Source organism: Sorangium sp. So ce302 (assembly GCF_051530145.1).
Classification (GTDB): Bacteria; Myxococcota_A; Polyangia; order Polyangiales; family Polyangiaceae; genus Sorangium; species Sorangium cellulosum_B.
Genome location: NZ_CP150326.1, coordinates 10,982,391 through 11,001,011 on the forward strand (window position 1 = coordinate 10,982,391; position 18,621 = coordinate 11,001,011).

Below are 18,621 nucleotides of genomic sequence, written 5' to 3' on the forward strand. Positions count from 1 at the left end.
GTGGCGACGATCAATTACAAATATATCGCGACGACGCGGAGCAATCACTTCTGTCCTGGCTTCGTGCCAGCGGTAGGCCACGCGCCGCCGGTGCCTCCCATCGGTCCGGTGCCAACCCCGTTCCCGTACGTCGCGCTCTCGTCGACCGCGACGGATACAGGCGAGCGGATCGAGATTGGCGGCGCGCCGGTGCTCCTGGATGGCAGCTCGATGAATGTCCAGGCGCCAGGCAACATCCCTTGTCAGGGGACGGGGGGAGACGCCGTGACGCACGTCGTGAACAAGGCGTGCAATGTCTTCACCTCGTCAACGACGGTAGTATCAGGCGATCGTGGGCTCGCCTGCACCGGCGACCATGTGTGGCTCAACGCAGCTGGCGCATCCTCACGCATAGCTCAGATCAGCGGAGTGCTCCTGGCGACGGACATCATCCGGGCCACCACGCACTCCGGCGCCACCGTGAACGTGATGGTGGTGCTCGATCCGATCTCCGTCGCATCCGGCGCGATGGTCGACGAGAGCATCGACATCTCGATCCCGGGGCTCATCCCCATCGAATGGAAGCGCCTCTACAGTTCCGCGCGCGTCGGCGAGCACACGCCGCTCGGGCGCGGCGGCTGGACGCATGCGTATCACCAGTGGATCGAGCTCGCCGGTGATACGCTACACCTTCGTGACGCAGACGGCGCGACGATCACGGTGCGCGATACGAATCCACGCGAGCCAGCCTTCCACCGCGGCAAACGCCTCGTGATCACCCGCGACAGCCGGGGCGGCGCCACGGTCTTCTCGCTCGACACGCGCCTCACCCGCACGTTTCGCCCGAGCGGCGGCGGGCGCGCAGTCCTCCGCGAGATCACCAACGAATCCGGACACAAGGTTATACTCGAGTACGACGTGGAGCGGCTCGCACGGGTCGTCGACACCGCGCGCCGTACGATCACCCTCAAGCACGATGGCAACGGCCACATCGTGCGTCTCGATGTCTTCGCCCCAGGCGGCGAAGGGCGCGCCCCGATCCACGCCGTCTCGTTCGCGTACAACGATGCTGGCGAGCTCGCGCAGGTAACCGATGCGTTAGGCCATACCGAGACGTACGGCTACGACGAGAAGCGCCGCCTCATTCGAAAGACGCTTCCGACCGGCCTCTCATTCCACTACCTCTACGATGCCGAGACAGGTCGCTGCGTCCGCTCCTGGGGCGACGGCGATCTCCATGCCGGCGATCTCACCTACGATCTCGACCAGGGGATCACGCACTTCACCGGCAACCCCGAACCCCGCGTCTTCAAATGGCGGCCCGAAGACGGCTCGGTGGTGCGCGAGGCCTCGACCGACGGCCTCTCCGTGCGCGATCTCGAGTTCGATGCCGATGGCCTGCTCCTCAAGGCAAAAAACGCGTCAGGTGACACGCTGACGCTCACCCGTGACGCGCGAGGCAACATCACGCGGATGGCTGATCCACTCGGCCCGCTCGTCGAGCTTGACTATGCGGAGGATCTGCTCGTGCGGCGCCGCGTGGGTGGCGTGTGCACCGATTTCGGCTATGACCACCGGAATCGACTTATCTCGATAAAGTACGCGTCCGGCGCCTTTCTCGCGCTGAAGTACGACGAACAGGGGCGCCTCGCCGAGGTGCACGGACCGGACGGGCTTCGCGGCGCCTTCATCTACGACGAGCAGCACAACGCCATCGAGGAGCGCACGCCTCGCGGAGGGATCCGCCGCTGGCGCCATGACGCGCTCGGGCGCCCTGTCGCCTACGTCGATCCTTTGGGAAGGGTGACGCGCCGCGAGCTCGACGCCCTCGGTCGGCCGGCCGCGCTGCACTTACCGGACGGGACCTCGCTGCGCTTCGAGCACGATGCGCTCGGCCGCCTGACCCGCCGCACGGATGCGCTCGGGCGCGTCGAAGCGTTCCGCTACGCCGGCCTGAAATCTCCCATCGAGGCGATCCTGCCCGATGGCTCGGTCTGGTCCTTATCGTATGACCTCAACGAGCGCCTGCAGCAGGTGAAGAACCCGAAGGGCGAGACCTTCGATTTCCGCTACGATCGCGCCGGCAACCTCCGCGAACACCGTTCGTATGACGGCCGCGTCTCCCGCGCGCAGCACGGCAAGAACGGCCGCCTTGCGCGCGTGGAGAACCCTGACGGCACCTTCCGCGCGCTCCGCTATGACGGGGCAGGCAGGCTCGTCGCGGAGGAGACGCCGCACGGAGCGATCAGGGTCGAGACGCCCGAGGACCGCGTCGTCGACTACATCGTCGACGATCCGAGCGGCGAGATCCATCTCTCCGTCGAGCACGACGCGCTCGGCCGCGTGGTAGGAGAGACTCAAAACGGCCGGACGATCCGCTACGAGTACGACAGTCAGAACCGCTGCATCGCTCGCCACCTCCCTACGGGGCACGTGACTCGTTATGCCTACGATGAGGAAGGCAACGTCTCGTCGCTCGATCACGACGGCTATCGCGTGGAGATCCAGCGCGATCTCGCCGGTTCGGTGGTCCGCAAGGTCTTCGTTGGTGCGGGCGTGGAGGCGCGGCGCGAGCTCGACCCGATGGCGCGCCCCATCCGCGACTGGGTCGGCGTCGCCGAGCGCACGCTCGTGGATCGCCGCTACGCTTACGATCCCTGCGGCGCGCTCGTCGAGCGCAACGATCTGCGCTGGGGGCTCACACGCTACGGCTACGATCGGCTCGGGATGCTGCTCGAGGTGAGCTCTCCGAAGGAGCGCGAGTCCTTCGTGTACGACGCGGGAGGCTCGCTGAAGCCCGCGAGCTCGGCCTGGGAGACGGGGCCGGGCGGACTCTTGTTACGCACCGAGGAGGCCACCTACGCCTACGACAGCGCGAACCGGCGAATTCGCGAGGCTCGATCGGACGGCGAGACGCAGTACCTTTGGGACTGTCGCGGCCAGCTCCGCGAAGCCCAGCTCTGCGACGGCACGCGTGTGCTCTTCAGCTACGATGCGTTCAGCCGCAGGATCAGGAAGGAGATCATCCCGCCCTCCTCACCGGACGCGCTGGCGATGGCGGAGGCGCCGAAAGCCCGCGTGGTCGAGTACCTATGGGACGGCCTCTGCCTCGCTGCAGAGCTCGACTCCGAGCGCGGCATGCGCATCTTCGTGCATGAACCGGGGACGATGTGCCCGCTTCTCCAGCAGGAGGGCGCCGCGGTCCATGCGGTCATCACCGACCATCTCGGCACCCCGACCGAGCTCATCGGCGTGAAGGGTGACGTCGCGTGGTCAGCGCGCCACGCGGCCTTCGGCCTCATCGTCGAGACCGGGCGATGTGAGGGCGACTCATCCGTGGCGTCTCCCTTCCGGTTGCTCGGCCAATACCACGACGAGGAGACCGGGCTCTGTTATGTCCGCTACCGCTACTTCGATCCGAAGACCGCACGCTTCTTGACGCCGGATCCGCTCGAGCTGCTTGGAAGCCGCAACCTGTTCGCGTTCGACGGCAGCCCCACCACCCATGTCGATCCGCTGGGACTCTCCTGCGTCATCATCGGCAACCCGGCGCATGACGCGTTCATCGCCGTGTGCATGACCGAGGTCAAGCCGGACCCGAGCAAGTACGTGATCGCGGTGCACGGGACAGCCCACCACGTGGCGGTGCGAGACGCGAACGGGATGACGACCCACCATACGCCGCGCCAGCTCTTGGAGATGATCGGCGCTGTCGGGAACTACAACAGCGCAGGAAACATCGTCCTCAATTCGTGCAACGTGGGTCGCATGCCAGACGGCGTGGCCCAGCAGATATCCCGCTCCTTTCCGAACCGGTACGTTTACGGTCCGAGTGATGTAGTCTGGAACCTCGGCCTCTACATCGGACCTCCAGTCGGAGTCGCCAATAGCGCGACCTATGTACCCAAGCCTGGCAAGCCCGAGCCTCCGCCAGACTACACGCGCCCCGGACAGTGGAACTCGTTCTATAATGGCATACCCCGTCAGGGCAACCGACACGACCAATACACGACGCTGCCCGACCAGATCAAACCGGGCTCAAACACGCAGCCGCTCAACGTCAAGCCAGGCTCGAACACGCAGCCGCTCGACGTTGCGCGGCCGGGCAGTGGACTGCCCTTTCGACGCCCTCCGTCGGGCTAATGGGTATTCAATGAATCTGTGAGCATATCCCGCATCAATCCTGCGTCATCCGCGGAGCAGATCACAGGTACCGCGGATCTCGTTCGCGGACATGTCCGAGAGCCATCTCAACGCCCGCGAGCTATACAGATGCATGGTAAAGGACGGCGCGATGCACGTCGTCAGTTGCGAAGTCGGCGGCGAGCCACAGCTCATCTTTCTCGCCGGCCATGAGCTGATACGGAGGACAGCCACCGACCCTCGCAGCATCAAGCTCAAATAGAGAAGCGCCGCTGCACCTCGTATGAAACGGCACCGAAACACTCTCCCAGTCCCCTCCCGCCGCCAGGCGGTAAATGCGCACTGGCACGGAGTGCGCCCGTGCGCACAGAAAGACTTGCCCCGAGGATGTGGTCAAGATGCCCTGCACTTCGTGGCTCTCGCGGAAGGGCGGCAGCAACTTCCATCCCCCCTGAACACGATGTGCGATAAATTTCTCCGCCGACGTCAGCATACCTGACGCGAAGAGCCCGTTCGACCGGTAGTCGATGAAGATCGCCGCGCTCTGCTCATCCACTCCGGGTGGCCATTCGAACCGCTCCGGCTGGCGCTCTCCTCGCCGGAAGATCCACCAGCCAGGCTCATACCGAGGGGATTGTATGACGCGAAGGATGACCTCGCCGGCCCTGGTCACATAAGGACAGTATTCAAAAATACCCTGAGAGAGCACGGGATCGATCGGCGTGTCCGCGCCGTCCGCCCATCTGAACCTGCCGTCGGATCCCGTGACGATCACCCCGTCAGCCCACTCACCAACCCACTCGTTCTCGGGGTGTTCCACCCAGCAACCAGAGGCGTCGTCCCAACGAACCACCACATTCCTGCTGACTTGGATCCAGAGCGTGGCACCAGGCATCGGCCCCTCGATGGCGCGCATCCCCGGCCCTGCATAGACAAGAGCCCAGACCTGGTCAGGCCACCGGCCCACCATGCTGGTAATCTGCGGTCGGACGGACGGCTTGAGCTGCGGCTGCTGCGGCTGAGCGTCCGGAGCACCCGGCAACTCCAGCTTCCGCATCTCGTGGAGCTGGCCGCCCTGGGCCCGCGCGACGTGAAACCCGGTAGAGGCGAGGATCGCCCCATGCAGCCTGTGCAACCGGATGGGCTGCGGCGATGATGCGATGGCCTTGAACATACCGTGCTCGACTCCTCCTCCCTCGCTCCCTCACCGCTTCCCGCGGATCCGCTCGCCCGCCTCGACCAGCGCCCGCATCCACTTCGTCCGCAGCCCCGGCTCCGCCGCGAACCTCGCCTGCCACGCCGCGTCCTCGGCGCTCTTCGCCTCGCGGGTGAGCCCGTAACGCGCGATCGCCGCCGTCGCCGTCGCGGGGCTCGCCGCGATCTCCGCGAGCATCGCAGCGTAGTCCTCCAGCGATAGCCGGGGATCATCGGCCGCCGGCGAGCGCGCGCTGCCGCCCGACGACGGCGGGGCGCCCGACGACGGCCCCCCGGGCGACGGGACGAACGGAAGCGCCGGCTTCGCGGCCTCGAACATCACAGGCGCCGTCCCGACGCCGGGCGTCCCGGCAATCGACTCCTCCAACATCCCTTCATGCAACGGCGGCAGCCCCGCAGCCGGCAACCCGGAGCGCGGCGCGTCCCGCTCCGCCACGCGCGACCCAAACGGCAGCGCCGGTCGGCTCGTTGCCGAGAACACCGGCGCCGTCTCGGCAATCTCCTTCGGCGCGAGCACCGGCTTCGGGAGCTCCGGCGCAGCCAGCGGCGGCAACGGCCCGGACCTCGCCGCCGACGCGGGCGGCTCCACCCGCTCCGCGCCCCCCGGCTGCTTCACGAACGGCAAGATCAGCTTCGATAGATCCCGCGGCAGCTCCGCCGTCTCGAGCGGCATCCCCACCACCGCCCGCGCCTTCTTCACGCGCGCCGCCGCGCCGCCACGAGCTCTCCGCGTCGACGCCCTCAGCACCGGCGCCTCCGGCCGCACCTCCGGCACCGGCCCGGGCGCGGCGGCGAGGATCGCCGTCGCCTCGGCGCGCACGCCCCCCTCCGCCACGATCCGCTCCTGCCAGGCGCCCAGCAGCCGGAACACGTCGCCCTCGCCGAGCCCGCGCGCCTCGAGGAACCCGAGCGGATCCTCCGACGCCGTGAACGCGCGGAAGAAATCGAGCCAGGCGCGCAGGTCCGTGTCGAGCGGAGGCACCTTGCGCTCCACGTGCGCCTGCGCCGCGAGGCGGTGCTCGTCGCACGCCGCGAGCAACGCCCCGTCCCCCATCGCGCTCCCGGCGAGGCGCTCCGACCAGGCCTCCTCCGCCGGCGGCCAGGCTCCGGCGGCGATCGCGGCGTGCTCCAGGCTCGCCTCGAGCGAGACGCCCTCGGCCGTGTACGCCAGCACCGCCGCATAGGCCGAGAGCGGCACGCCCGCGATCTCGGGATCCACAGGCTCCCCAGCGCCGCCCGCCGCGTCACCCATCGCCGCGCACCACGACCTCGCGCAGCACCCGCCGGCCCCTGCCGATCGGGAAGACGGCGCGCGCCACGAGCTCCACCCGCCGCGCCTCGGGCTGGATCAGCACCGTGTCGATCGGCGGCCGCACGACCACGCGCTCCCCCGTGTCGTAACGCGCGCTCGCCACCACCGGAAACCCCGGTAGCGCGAAGACGATCGGCTCGAGCGACATGCCGACGATGCCCACCGGATCCCCGGGCGCGAGGTGCTCCTCGAACTGGAGCGAAGGGTGCGCGACGTTGCCAAAGCGGATGTCCTGATCCTCCGGCGGGAGCGGCATCCGCGCCGCCTTCCACCGCTCGTCGAACGTGCCAGCGTGCTCGAGGCGCGGCGACCAGTGCATCATGATCGCGCCGAAGCCCACCGGCGCATGGCGATCCGACGCAGACACGTGGGGCCGCTCCGGGTGCTCGATCTGCGGAGCTTTCGTGTCCACGAGGTCCGCCGCGCTCCTCGCCGCGCCGACGCCGGCCGGGTTCCGGAGATCGACCACCGAGAGGTCCTCCGACATGCCGCCATACGCCCGCTCGTAGACGATCGGCACCCGCTCGAACGGCGCAGCAGGCCCGATCCCGACGCCGAGGACGCCCTTGAAGAAGAAGCGCTGCCCGTGGACGCGCAGGGGCGTGAGCCGCTGCCTGACCCGCACCGCGATGTCGAGCACCCTCACCTTCTCGGGGGCGATCGCGTCGCCGGTCACCACCACGTCCGTGCCCAGCTTGGCGACGCCGAGATCCGACGGGAAGCGGAGGCTGCTCCGCGGACTCTCGGGCTCCCAGGGCTCGTCGGCGACACGGACCGGCGCAGGGTCGTCCGCGAGCCGCGAGCCCCCGCTCCGATCGAGGACGAACGTGCCCTTGACGATGGCGACCAGGACATCGTTGCCCTCGCGATCGAGGAGCGGCACGGGCTGGACGGCGAAGGGGGTCTGGTTCGCGATGCTCACGGACGAGGATCCGGCGGGTGATCTTGCATCCTATACGCAGGCACGCCGCGATCCCCGGAGATCGCTTCAGGCAAACCTGCGCTCAGCGCCCGGTCATGTAGAACGTGCCGAGGCACATCTCGTCGGTCGTGCCCTCTCCCCAGACGACATCCCCGGGGACCCGCGGCTGTCCGTCGATGATCGGCTGCTTCTCGGGCGTGTTGTCCCAGTGGCACTCGATCGACAGCTTGTCGCCCGGCTCGAGCACCTTGGGCTCGGCGAGCTTGTAGTTTCCCTGCCAGTGGAAGTCCCAGCGCGGGATGTCGAGCACACACTCCGAGCCGCCGCCGGCGCGCTCGATCTCGAGGCGCGCGCGCGTGCCGAGCGTGTGCATGTGGAGGCCCACCCAGTGGATCTCGATCGGCTCGCTGCCCGCGAGCGCCCGGGAGGGATCGGCCCCCCAGCGGTGGACGACGTCGCTCTCCAGGGCAGGGATCAGCATGGAGTCGCCGCTGAGCCAGGCCGGGTTCGCCCACGGCTGCATCGTGCCCTCCCGCTCGACCGAGCTCTCCAGCATCACGTCGATCGCTGTGCGATCCGGCAGCTTGCCCGCCGTCAGCGTGTTGTAGTGGACCTGCATGATCAGCCTGGAGCCAGGCTCGATCCGGGTGCCCGCGCCCGGCGGGAAGATCATGCTCCCGCCGCCGGGCACCCAGCCGCCGAGCCAGCGCGGCTTGAGCCCAGGGCCGCCGTAGCAGGGATAACCCGGGCCCGGGTCGGCCGCGTCGAGGGCGTCGAGCTCGGCGAGCTGGTCCGGCGCCGCGATGAAGGCGATCACGTGGTGGACGACGCGCTGCTCGCCGGGCCTGATCCCGAAGCCGGTGACGTACCGCACGGCCTCCTCCGGCCAGTCGATCACGAAGCAGCGGTACTCGTCGGGCCCCGTCTGCGGGGTGTACTCGACCGGCATCTCGAGCGTGCGGTCCACACGAGCGAGCGCGGCGCTCGCCGGCGGGTCGATCGGCGGGCCCTCGTCCGCCGGATCACCCAGGGCCGCGCCGCCGTCGACCCACGCGGCAATGGTCTGGATCTGCTGCTCGGACAGGGAGCGGTCACCCACGTACTCGGCGCAGGTGTTGTCGGCCGGCCAGGGGGGCATCGTGCGCTCGACGACGGCCCGCTTGATGGGCGCGGCCCAGGACGCCGCTGTCTCGTGGCCCTCGAGCGAGAACGGCGCGACGCCGCCGTCGCTGTGGCACCCCGCGCACCGCGCGTCGAAGATGGGTTTGACGTCCCGGTAGTACGTGACGGCGGCCTGGACGCCGCCGCCCGCCGCGGCCCCGGCGTCATCGCCGCCGCAGGCGGAGAGGACGGCCAGCGCCGCCGCAAGCCATGCCCATGAGCCCGTGATCCCCGCGCACCTCGTCATAGAACACCTGCCTCGTGTCAGCGGCGCTCGTGGACCCCGCCGCTCGCGGGCTCGCGCCGGAGGAAGAACGCGATGACCTCGGCGAGCTCGTCGCGCGCGGCCACGAGGAGCACCGTGGCGCCCCCCGCGACGACGGACGAGCCGCGCGGCGCCTCGACGCGGCCATCCGGGCGGTAGACGCCGGCGAAGACGCACGACGAAGGGAAGCTGGCGCTGCCCGCGATGGTGCTCACCGTGCGGCCCGCGATCACCGAGTCGACCGGGACGTCGAGCTCGAACGCGACCGACTCGCCGGCGCCGAGCACCATCGCGTGGCGGACGCCCGGGTGCTCGATGGCGGTGGCCATCGCGCCGATGAAGACGTCGATCTCGGAGAGGATCTGGTCCACGCCCGCGCGGACGTACACGCCCCGGTAGGCGGGGTCCCGCATGCGCACCATGACGCGCTTGGCCCCCCCGGCCTGCGCGAGGAGCGCCACGGCGAGGTTGTCGGCGTCGCGGCGGAGCATCGCCACCACCACGTCGGCGCGCGCCACCTCGGCCTCCTGGAGGAGCCCGGCGTCGGTCGCGTCGCCCACGAGCGAGACGAGGCCGTGCCGCTCGAAGGCGCTGTTGGCGATCGCCTCGTCGCGATCGACGGTCGTCACGTCGTGGCCCATCTTCGCGAGGTGGACCGCGACGCTGAGCCCTGCGCGCCCGGCGCCCGCGATGAGAACGCGCATGTCAGCTCTCTCCTTCGTGCTCGTGAGGGTTCGCGCCGGGCGCCGCGTGTCCGCCGGGGAGCTCCACCATGGCCCTGTCGATCTGGTTCACGTGGGCGTGCGCGGTGTCGGCGGCGATGAGGCCGCGCCTCGCCGCGTCGAGCACCGCCGCCTTCTGCGCCGAGAGGAGGGCGAGATCGGTGAGGTGGTCGCGGACCACCTCGCCCTGCGGCGTCTGGAGCGCCACCTCCGCCCGGATGACCTGCCGCTGGAACGCGGCGCGGCGCTCGGCGTGCTCCTTGCGGGACACGAGGCCCGCCGCGAGCAAATCGTCGAGCTCGGACTGGCCGCGCCGCGCCGCGATGAGCGTGGCCTTCGCGGCGTCGAGCGCGGCGTCCGCGGTCGGGATCGCGACCCGCAGGAACTTGAGCAGCCGAGCGAACGGCAGCGCCTGCGCGACCAGCGTGACGAAGGTCACGCCGAAGACGATCGTGATCAGGCGGTCGCGGTACGGCAGGCCGCTCGGGAGGCTGAGGACCGCGGCCATCGACAGCGCGCCCTTGATGTTGCCGACCAGCATCACGTGCTGCCACCGGAAGGGCACGACCTCGCCCGTGAGCGCCCGGAGCACGCCGAAGCAGCCGTAGACGGCCACCGCCCTGCCCGCGTGCAGGGCGATCAGCGCGAGGCCGATGGACGCCGCCTCGCGCACGAGCATCTCCGCCTGGATCTGCATGCCGACGAGCTCGAAGAGCAGCACGTTGAGGCAGAAGCCGCTCGTCTCCCAGAAGCCCTGGAGCGCGAGCACGCGCGAGGGCTCGAGGATGCGGCGCGCGGCCTTGCCGACGATCACCCCGAGGACCACGACGGCGATGACCGGCGAGGCGTGGAGCCGCTCGGCGAGCAGGGCCGTGGCGAAGACGAGCACGATGGACGCGAGGATCGCGGTCAGGTGATCCGGCGTGCGGCGGAGGAGGGACGCGCCGACGGCGCCGAGCGCGCCCCCGACGGCCGCGCCGCCGGCCATGGCCAGGGCGAGCGCGCGGAAGCTCTCGGCGCCGTCGAAGGAGCCGCTCGCGAGGACCTGCGACGCGAGCACCACGAGCACGAGCGCGGTGCCGTCGTTGAAGAGGCTCTCGCCTTCCATGATGGCCGCCAGCCGGTGCGGCACGCGGACGCTGCGGAAGGCGAGCAGCACGCTCACGGTGTCGGTGATCGAGAGCAGCGCGCCGAGGAGGAGCGCCGCGGCGAACGGGAGCGCGAGCAGCTGCGTCGCCACCGCGGCGGTGCCGAGCAGCGAGATGAGCACGCCCGGAACGGCGAGCGCGAGGATCGGCCGGCTCGCGCCCCTCAGGCTGTCCGCGTCGGCGAACAGGGCGCCCTCGAACACGAGCACCGGGAGGAACGCGATGAGGATGACCTCCGGGTCCATCGGCGCCTTCGGGAGCACGTCGACGACGACGAGCAGCAGCCCCACGAGCACGAGCGCGACGTTGTAGGGAATCGCGACGCGCTTCGCCCCGATCGCGACCGCCGAGCCGACGGCCAGGACGAGGAGCAGGCTCTCGAGCCGCTCCCTCATGAGGCACCTCGCGGCCGCGGCGCGAGCACGAGGGAGGGCGCCCGCGGCGGGCGCGTCGCGATGTGCACGGGGTCCGCGGGAGAGCTCACCGTGGATCCTGCGCTACCTGATCGCCTCCGGAATCGCAAGACGCGAGAGGCATCGCCGGGCGGCCGAGCGAGAGGCGCGCACGCGAGGCCGCGCGCGCCTCTCGCTCGGCCGCCCGGGAAGAGGTGGGATATCGATAGATCACATGACACGACATCGACGACATCATCGCTTCGTCGTCGTGGAGCGATCCCCGACACCCCCCCTCATCTCGCTGGCATCTTTGGCGGGAATCTGAACGACACCGGCTCTCGGCGCTCTCGATGCTCTTCTGTCAGCCTGCCGGCAGCTGAACGCAGAATCGGCTCCCCCGCCCCTCGTTGTCCCTCACGTCGATCCTGCCGCCGTGCGCCTCGACGACCAGCCGGCAGAACGTCAGCCCGAGGCCGCGGCCGGCCGCAGAGATCGCGCCCCCGTCGGCGAGCCGCGCGTACTTGTCGAAGATGCGGTCGCGCAGGTGGGCCGGGATCCCCAGGCCCTCATCGCACACGTTGAGCTCGACCCAGCCCGGGTCGAGCCACCGCGCCTCGAGGCGCACTGCGCCGTGGGGCGGGGTATGACGGAGCGCATTGTCGACGAGGTTCAGCAGGACGCGCCGCACGAGCTCCTCATCGGCGCGGAGAAGACAGCTCGGCATGGCGGGGCAGAGCTCGATGCGCTGCCCGCGCGACGCGGCGAGCGGCTCCAGGATCTCGGCCACACCTTCGAACAGCGACGCAGGATCGAGCTCGGCGAGCCGCAGCACGAACATCCCGTGCTGGCGGCTCGCGACGTCGAGCAGGTTCAGCGCCGTGCGCTGGATGACCTCGGCCGAGGTGAGGACGGCATTCCATCGGCGCCGCTCCGGCTCCTGGAGATCCTGCTTTTTCAGGCGTGCCTGCGCGGCGAGGATGATGCCGGCGGCGGGGCTCCTGAGATCGTGCGCGAGGAACTCGCTCAGCGCCTCGTTCTGCCGGTGGAGCTCCTCCAGGGCCTTTTGCCTCTCCGCGAGATCGCGGTTCGCCGCCTCGACCTCGCGCGCCCGCGCCTTGCCCTTCTCCAGGCCGTCGTGGAGCGCGACGTTCTCCAGGGCGACGGCGGCGCTGCCGGCGAGCGCCTGGAGCAGCGACACCTCGCCCTGCGCGATCTCTCGTATGGAGCTCCAGTAGGTCCCGATCGCCCCGAGAGGAGCGCGCGCGCGGATCGGCACCATGGCCATGCTCCGCACGTAGGTCGGCCGATAGGCGTCGATCGGGACGCGGGGATCGCGCGTGATGTCGCCGATGACCGCCGGCTTCCGATTCAACATCACCCAACCGCTGACGCACGCCGACATCGGAAACCGTTTCCCCTGCCAGAGCGGGGCGATCGAGTCTTCCTGCGCGTAGTAACAGAGGTCGCCGTCGCGGAGCACGAAGGAAGCGCCGTCGGCGCCCGTGAGGTCGCGGGCGGCCCGATCGACAATCTGCATGATCGCCTTGAGATCGCGGGCCAGCGAGAGGTCCTGCACGACGCTGATGAGGCGCTCGCAAGGATGGAGTTGTCGGAAACTCGGGTCCGAGTCAGCGAATCTCTCGTGGCCCTCGGGTTCCATTCGGCAGGGTCTCTAACGCGCGCTGGCGCGCACGACAAGGCGAGCGCGACGCGTTAAACGACGTCCCCCAGCGCACGTCACCGCCAGTGTCCGCGCGCCCGCCTCGCGGTCGGCGGCCGTACAGCGGCGGCCGCTCCCCCTCTCCACGCGGCGAGCTCCAGGCCGACCTCTCGGCGGATGCACGCGCCCCCCCGAGCGCCGCGCCCGCTCGCGTCCTCGCACAGGCAGCAGAACCCTCCTTCCGCCAGAACCGCTGTCGGCCATCGCTTCATGCCGAGCGCGGAGGGGCGATGTGGTGGGGCAGCGGGCGCTCGCCATCCGGCCGCGGTCGCGCGGGCCTCGATCCGCCGCAGCGCGTCTAGCGATGAGGCTGGCGTCTCGGCGCCCTCAAATGATATCACCACGTTACGGTTCGCCATGGTGCCAGGCTCGATGACCCCAGCGCCGAGAATCCGAGCAGCATCCCACCTCTTCGCACCCGGTGTCGGGACGGCGCTCACAGCGCGTTTGTTCACCCACCGTGACGGGCCTGGGGCTGGCGCGCCGAGGGTCGTCGCTTCTGGCCTCTTGCAAGGATTCAATGGACGACAGGCTCGCTTCGCTCTCGTGTAAGACACTGCTCGACGGCACACCCACACCGCTGGCGTTGCTCTCCAGCGCGGGGGAGGTGGTGGCCTGCAACGCCGCCTGGGAGCGCTGCGTTGGCCCGTCCGGGCGGCTCCTCGAGCGCGTTCACGAGGACGATCGGGCCGAGCTGTCAGCCCGGATCACCGGCGCGCGCGCCGCCGCGGGCAGCGTCTCCGCCCCGGCGCGCGTCGTGGGCGCCCGCGGGGAGAGCGTCCCGCTGCACTGGACGCTGTGGCGAGCCGACGACACGGCGCTCTGGGCTGCCGTGAAGCCCGATCGCGGGGTGTGGGAGGACCAGGCGCGCATCCTCGTCGACGTGTTCCAGACGATGGATGCGATCGTCTGGTGGTGCGACCGGGCGGGCACGCTCCACGTCTCCGACGGCAAAGGGCTCGAGAGCATGGGGCTCAAACGACATCAGCTCGTCGGAAGGAACATGTTCGATCTCTACGGCGCGGACGCGGAGATCATGGGCCTGTGCAACCGCGTCCTCGAGGGGGAGCCGGTCCGCACGGACACCGTGGCCGGGGGCGTGCACTGGATCGTGCACTACGCGCCCCGCCGGGACGATGACGGCGAGATCGTGGGCGTCCAGACGTTCGGCATCAACCTGGCCGACGACGTCAGGCTCGCCGTGCAGGGGGAGATGCTCCGCGCGTGCATCGACAGCATGCCCATCGCCATCCTGGCGTTCGACAGGGCCGGCCTCTGCGTGATCGCGCAGGGCGGGGCGCTCGCGCAGATCGGTTGTACGGAGCGAGGCGAGCTGGGCAAGCACATGCGCGAGCTGTGCGGCGACACCGAGGACGTGCGCGCTGCCTTCGAGCACGCCCTCTCCGGGGAGATCGCGCAGGTCGAGCAGGTCCGGCGAGACAGGATCTGGCGGACGAGGTTCGTTCCCCAGAAGGACGTCCTCGGGGAGACCACCGGCGTCGGCGCCATCTGCGAGGACATCACGCAGCAGCTCCGCGTCGAGAAGCAGCTGAGGGAGCAGCTGCGGTTGACGCAGGATCAGCAGGAGTCGATCGCGCGGCTGTCGAGCCCCATCATCGAGGTCTGGCAGGACGTGCTCATCGTCCCCTTGATCGGCTCGGTCGACGCGGATCGCGCGGCGATGGTGATGGAGTCGCTGCTCGCGAGCGTGGTGGAGAAGCAATCCGCCTTCGCCATCCTCGACCTCACCGGGCTCGATTCGGTCGACACGACGACGGCGCAGCACCTCATCAAGATCATCAATGGATTGACGCTGCTCGGCTGCAAGGGCGTGGTCACCGGCATCCGCCCGCCGGTCGCGCAGACGATGGTCGGCCTCGGCTTCGATCTCTCGCAGGTCAAGACGCTGCGCAGCCTGAAGGAAGCCCTGCGCTGGTGTATGGGCGCGCGCCGCCGCTGAGGCGCCGCGCCGGCCGCGCCGCCTGGAGCGCGGCCGAGGCGCCGCGCCGGCCGCGCCGCGTGGAGGGCGGTGCGGCGCGGCGCTGGCTCGACTCCGCCGACTCGGCGGCGACTCAGTGGCTCGTCGGATCCGCGGGATCCGTGCCCGCGTCGCACTCATCGCCGTCGAGGAACCCGTCGCCGTCGCGGTCGATGCCGATGCGCGCGCCCGAGCCCGGCGGCACGCAGGTGTACGTCACCGGGTGCCCGGTGAGCGCGGCGAGCGAGCGCAGGACGAGATCGCTCAAGGGCGGGGCCGCGGCCCGCGCCGCGGTGAACTGGCCACCTCCGATATAGAGGAGGCCCGTCTCCTCGAGGAGGAACGGGAGCTTCGCCACGAGGTCGCACTCCCCGACCTCGGCGCGCTGGCGGAGCAGGTCGATGCGCGGCCAGGCCGCCGTGGCGTTGTGCGAGCCGAGCGTGACCTGCTGCCCGACGATGGGGGCGAGGTTCGTGTCGAACGCGAGCATGAACTCCACGGCCTGCTCGCGGAGGAGCTCGCCGGGCGCGCCGGGCGGGAAGCCGTTCGGCGAGAACACGCTCTGCTCGAACCCGATCGCCTGGTGGAAGCGGAAGAGCGTGTCCATCACGCCGTCGTGCATGAACCCGAAGCCGCGGATCTGGTCACCCTTGAAGTCGTTGTCTCCCAGGTGGAAGAGGCTCGGGACGGGGGCCATGCCGAACATGCCGATCTTCTGGTACATGTTGCGCAGGTGGGGGATCTTGAAGCTCTGGCCGTTCTCCTGGCCGATGCTCGCGCCGTCCGTCCCGAAGAAGCCAGGGAAATCGCTGGTACCGGCATTCCCGTCAAGGTCCAGGGTATGGCAGGAATTGCACGAGAAGGTCCCGGCGCCGCCTTCGCGGAAGAAGTGATCGCGCCCGGCCTGTTGATCGGTGTTCAGCGAGTTGTCCAGGTTGCGGATCGGGTTCGGCGGATACGAGAGCTGGAGGATGAAGTCCGTGAACGCCTCCATGTCCTCGTCGGGGATGGGCGCGTGCCGGCCGAGCAGGTTGGTGAAGCCGCCCTGGAATTTCTCGAACGCCGCGCGCTCGTCAAAGGCCCCGCTGTCCGGCTGCGCGGTGGACGCGTCGTTGCCGCCCGTGCGGTCGCCGCGCCAGTGCATCGGGCCGTGGTTGGCCATGCCGCGCAGGCTCTGGGTCGTCATCGGCCCTTTCATGGGCTTCAGCGAGGTATCGGCGGGGAACGGCGGGTTGATGTTCGTGAACGGCCCAGGGTTCGTCACGGTGTCCCCGTCGGGGTTGCCGAGGTCCCATGCCAGGCTATCGACGTCGCCGAAGACGTGGCAGCTCGCGCACGACGAGTCGCCGTGGGCCGACGAGAAGCTCGCGTCATGGAGGAACTTCCGCCCGCGGACCACGCTCTCCGGCTCGGGGTTGTGCAGGGCGATGTGCGCCGTCTCGGCGTTCGTGGTCGTGTTGACGACCGAGATGGAGTTGTCGAAGCGCGTGAGCACGTACAGGCGGCCGCGCGGCTGGTCGAGCGCTAGCCCGCTCGGCCCGCCGCCGGTGACCTGGATCTGGCTCGCGAGGCTCGGCGTGAAGGTGTCATTCTCGATCTGGGCCGTCTGGAAGACCCCGACCTTGCTCGACCCGAACGCGGCGACGTAGAGCTTCGAGCCGTCGCTCGTCACCGCCATGTCGACCGGCGTGGCCAGGCTCTTCGCGTTCTCGGCGTTGGGCACCGGAGCGCAGCACGTCGAGTAATCGATGTGTTTGTTCAGGTGCCGCGGCAGGACCGAGCCGCCGCTGCCGAGCACGGAGATCCGGCTCTCGTGCAGGTGTCCCCGGACGCTCGTGCCGGCGAAGGTGCCCGGGCCCTCGAAGCGATCGAGGTTGAACGCCTCGGTGTTGGAGACGTAGACCTTCCCGTTCGCCGGGTTGACGACCATGTTGTAGAGGACGGTCCCGACGCCGGTGAAGAAGCCGGCGCTGCCGGGCCGCTGGACAGGGGGATTGGCCGTGGCGTCGATGACGAAGACGTCCTTGTCGGGCAGCGAGAACATGACCGAGTCGTCCCAGGGGTTGCCCCCGGCGTCGACCCAGTGGGTCCCGTCGTGCTGGACGATGAGCGACGTCGTCAGCTGCGGCTCCCCGAGGTAATTCGTGAACGGCGGCAGCATCCCGCCCTCGTCCTCCACGATCGCGCGGTGCACGGCGGTCGTGCGGTTGCCGGTGTGGAAGCCGGCGGCGTACACCGAGGTCCCGTCCGGGCTGACCGCGAGCGCCCTCGGCGTGTCGGTGAAGAAGGAGAGGATCGTGAGGGGCGTGCCTCCGAGCGATGATTGGCTCGCGACGGCGCTCGCGTTGAACACCCACACGTCGGCGCGGCCGACCCCGGGCGTCGTCAGCTGCGGATCGAACGGCGCGTTCTGGCCGCGGTGAGCGGCGGTGATGAACGCGCGCGACCGCGCGGGACCGCCGAAGACGATGTCCCGCGGCTCGTCCCCGACGAGGAGCGTGCGCACGACCCGCGGCCGCAAGGGGAACGAGACGTCGACGACGCTGACGCTATCGGAGAGGTGATTGACGACCCATACCTCGCCGTCGTTGCGCGCGGCGACGGCGACGGGCTCCAGGCCGACGGTCACGGATGAAATGTGTGTCAGACCACCCGACGAGACGTAGAAGATCTCCAGACGGCCGTCGGGTGTATTGGCCGCGAAGAGCAGGTTACGGCTTGGTGAGAGCGCGAGCGGTCGGACCTGACCGCTCTCGAAGAGGGTGTACGACGGAGCCGCCTCCGCGGTTGGTCCGACAGCGAGGCAAACGAGCGTGGCGGCGGTGAAGAGCAGGCGATTCTGGGAGCGCAGTGCACGATGTGGGCGCATACCGACCTCCTTGCCAGGGGGCTTTGGCAATAGGACTCCTCAGTGTAGAAGTGCACGGTTATCCTTGAGGAATCAAGAACTTCCTGATGCCGCTGGTGTGCTCCCTGTTGGGCAGCCAACAAGGGTGATGTCGTGATGCGGCCGTGTCGCGTTTGTCACGTATCTCGCCGCGATCTCGCCGCGTGTCTCGTCGTGTGTCTCGCCGCGTGTATGCGCGAATTGCCTACACGGTGGCCGCGTCAACGACTGTGGTGTGCGCCAGCGGAGGCGCTGGCGCGCCGCGAGAGCAGCTCGCCGCCAGGGCCGATAGAGACCGATAGGGAGAAGGAGAGCGGCGCCGCGCACGCCGCGCGCGTGGCGAGGAGGACGTCTCGCGTGGATCGAAGGGCCGTTGGATTCTTGTTGCTGGCGGGCGTCCCGGTGTTCATCGCCGCCGCGCGGAGCGCCTGGACCGCCGGCGTGGCTCGAGACTAGGATCGTTCCCCGTACACATCGAGCCTCGGGAGATCGCCATGTGCCGGAACATCAGGACGCTGTTCAACTTCGAGCCGCCGGCGACGGAGGAGGAGATCCGGGCGGCGTCGCTGCAGTTCGTGCGGAAGCTGAGCGGCTTCAACCGGCCGTCGCAGGCCAACGAAGCGGCGTTCGCGCAGGCCGTGGAGGACGTCGCGGCCGCGGCGCGCGTGCTGATGGCGTCGCTGTCCACGACCGCCGCGCCGCGGGACCGCGAGATCGAGGCGACCAAGGCGCGCGAGCGCTCGCGGCTGCGCTTCAGCCGCGGCTGAGGCGAGG

Annotated in this window: 11 protein-coding genes; 3 read left to right on the forward strand and 8 right to left on the reverse strand. The window is 69.6% G+C overall.

The features are described 5' to 3' along the window. Positions 1-4,122, forward strand: a complete 4,122-nt coding sequence (locus tag WME73_RS41560; protein WP_437913166.1) for an RHS repeat-associated core domain-containing protein — start codon at positions 1-3, stop codon at positions 4,120-4,122. 121 nt (positions 4,123-4,243) lie between these two features. On the opposite strand, the gene WME73_RS41565 is transcribed toward WME73_RS41560, so the two are convergent. The 7 genes from WME73_RS41565 to WME73_RS41595 all read right to left on the reverse strand — a co-directional run bounded on the left by WME73_RS41565 (position 4,244) and on the right by WME73_RS41595 (position 12,838). Continuing rightward, the gene (locus tag WME73_RS41565; protein WP_437913167.1) at positions 4,244-5,296 is read right to left on the reverse strand and encodes a hypothetical protein; all 1,053 of its coding nucleotides are present in this window, start codon (positions 5,294-5,296) and stop codon (positions 4,244-4,246) included. Positions 5,297-5,326: 30 nt separating this feature from the next. Next, on the reverse strand, positions 5,327-6,589 hold the full coding sequence (locus tag WME73_RS41570) for a hypothetical protein (RefSeq protein WP_437913168.1): 1,263 nt from the start codon (positions 6,587-6,589) through the stop codon (positions 5,327-5,329). Continuing rightward, positions 6,582-7,571, reverse strand: a complete 990-nt coding sequence (locus tag WME73_RS41575) for a DUF2169 family type VI secretion system accessory protein (protein WP_437741790.1) — start codon at positions 7,569-7,571, stop codon at positions 6,582-6,584. The genes WME73_RS41570 and WME73_RS41575 overlap by 8 nt, the downstream gene beginning before the upstream one ends. An 82-nt stretch (positions 7,572-7,653) precedes the next feature. Next, on the reverse strand, positions 7,654-8,979 hold the full coding sequence (locus WME73_RS41580; RefSeq protein ID WP_437741791.1) for a monooxygenase: 1,326 nt from the start codon (positions 8,977-8,979) through the stop codon (positions 7,654-7,656). A gap of 17 nt (positions 8,980-8,996) precedes the next feature. Beyond that, positions 8,997-9,701 (reverse strand): potassium channel family protein, encoded by a 705-nt coding sequence (locus WME73_RS41585; protein WP_437913169.1) that lies wholly within the window; start codon positions 9,699-9,701, stop codon positions 8,997-8,999. A gap of 1 nt (position 9,702) precedes the next feature. Then, positions 9,703-11,262: a cation:proton antiporter gene (locus tag WME73_RS41590; protein ID WP_437741793.1), complete on the reverse strand. Its 1,560-nt coding sequence runs from the start codon at positions 11,260-11,262 to the stop codon at positions 9,703-9,705. Positions 11,263-11,623: 361 nt separating this feature from the next. Continuing rightward, positions 11,624-12,838, reverse strand: coding sequence for an ATP-binding protein (locus WME73_RS41595; RefSeq protein WP_437913170.1), 1,215 nt, complete (start codon positions 12,836-12,838; stop codon positions 11,624-11,626). A 664-nt stretch (positions 12,839-13,502) separates the two neighbouring features. Between WME73_RS41595 and WME73_RS41600 the strand changes: the two genes are divergently transcribed. Further along, complete coding sequence (locus WME73_RS41600) at positions 13,503-14,942, forward strand: PAS domain-containing protein (protein ID WP_437913171.1); 1,440 nt, start codon at positions 13,503-13,505, stop codon at positions 14,940-14,942. A gap of 112 nt (positions 14,943-15,054) precedes the next feature. Here the strand turns inward: WME73_RS41600 and WME73_RS41605 are convergent, their stop codons facing one another. Next, positions 15,055-17,829 carry a hypothetical protein gene (locus WME73_RS41605; protein WP_437913172.1) on the reverse strand — a complete coding sequence of 925 codons (2,775 nt, stop codon included), beginning with the start codon at positions 17,827-17,829 and terminating at the stop codon, positions 15,055-15,057. Positions 17,830-18,341: 512 nt separating this feature from the next. Here WME73_RS41605 and WME73_RS41610 point away from each other — a divergent pair. Beyond that, a complete protein-coding gene (locus tag WME73_RS41610) occupies positions 18,342-18,614 on the forward strand; it encodes a DUF2277 domain-containing protein (RefSeq protein WP_012240078.1) in 273 nt (90 codons plus the stop codon). Positions 18,615-18,621 lie beyond the last annotated feature (7 nt).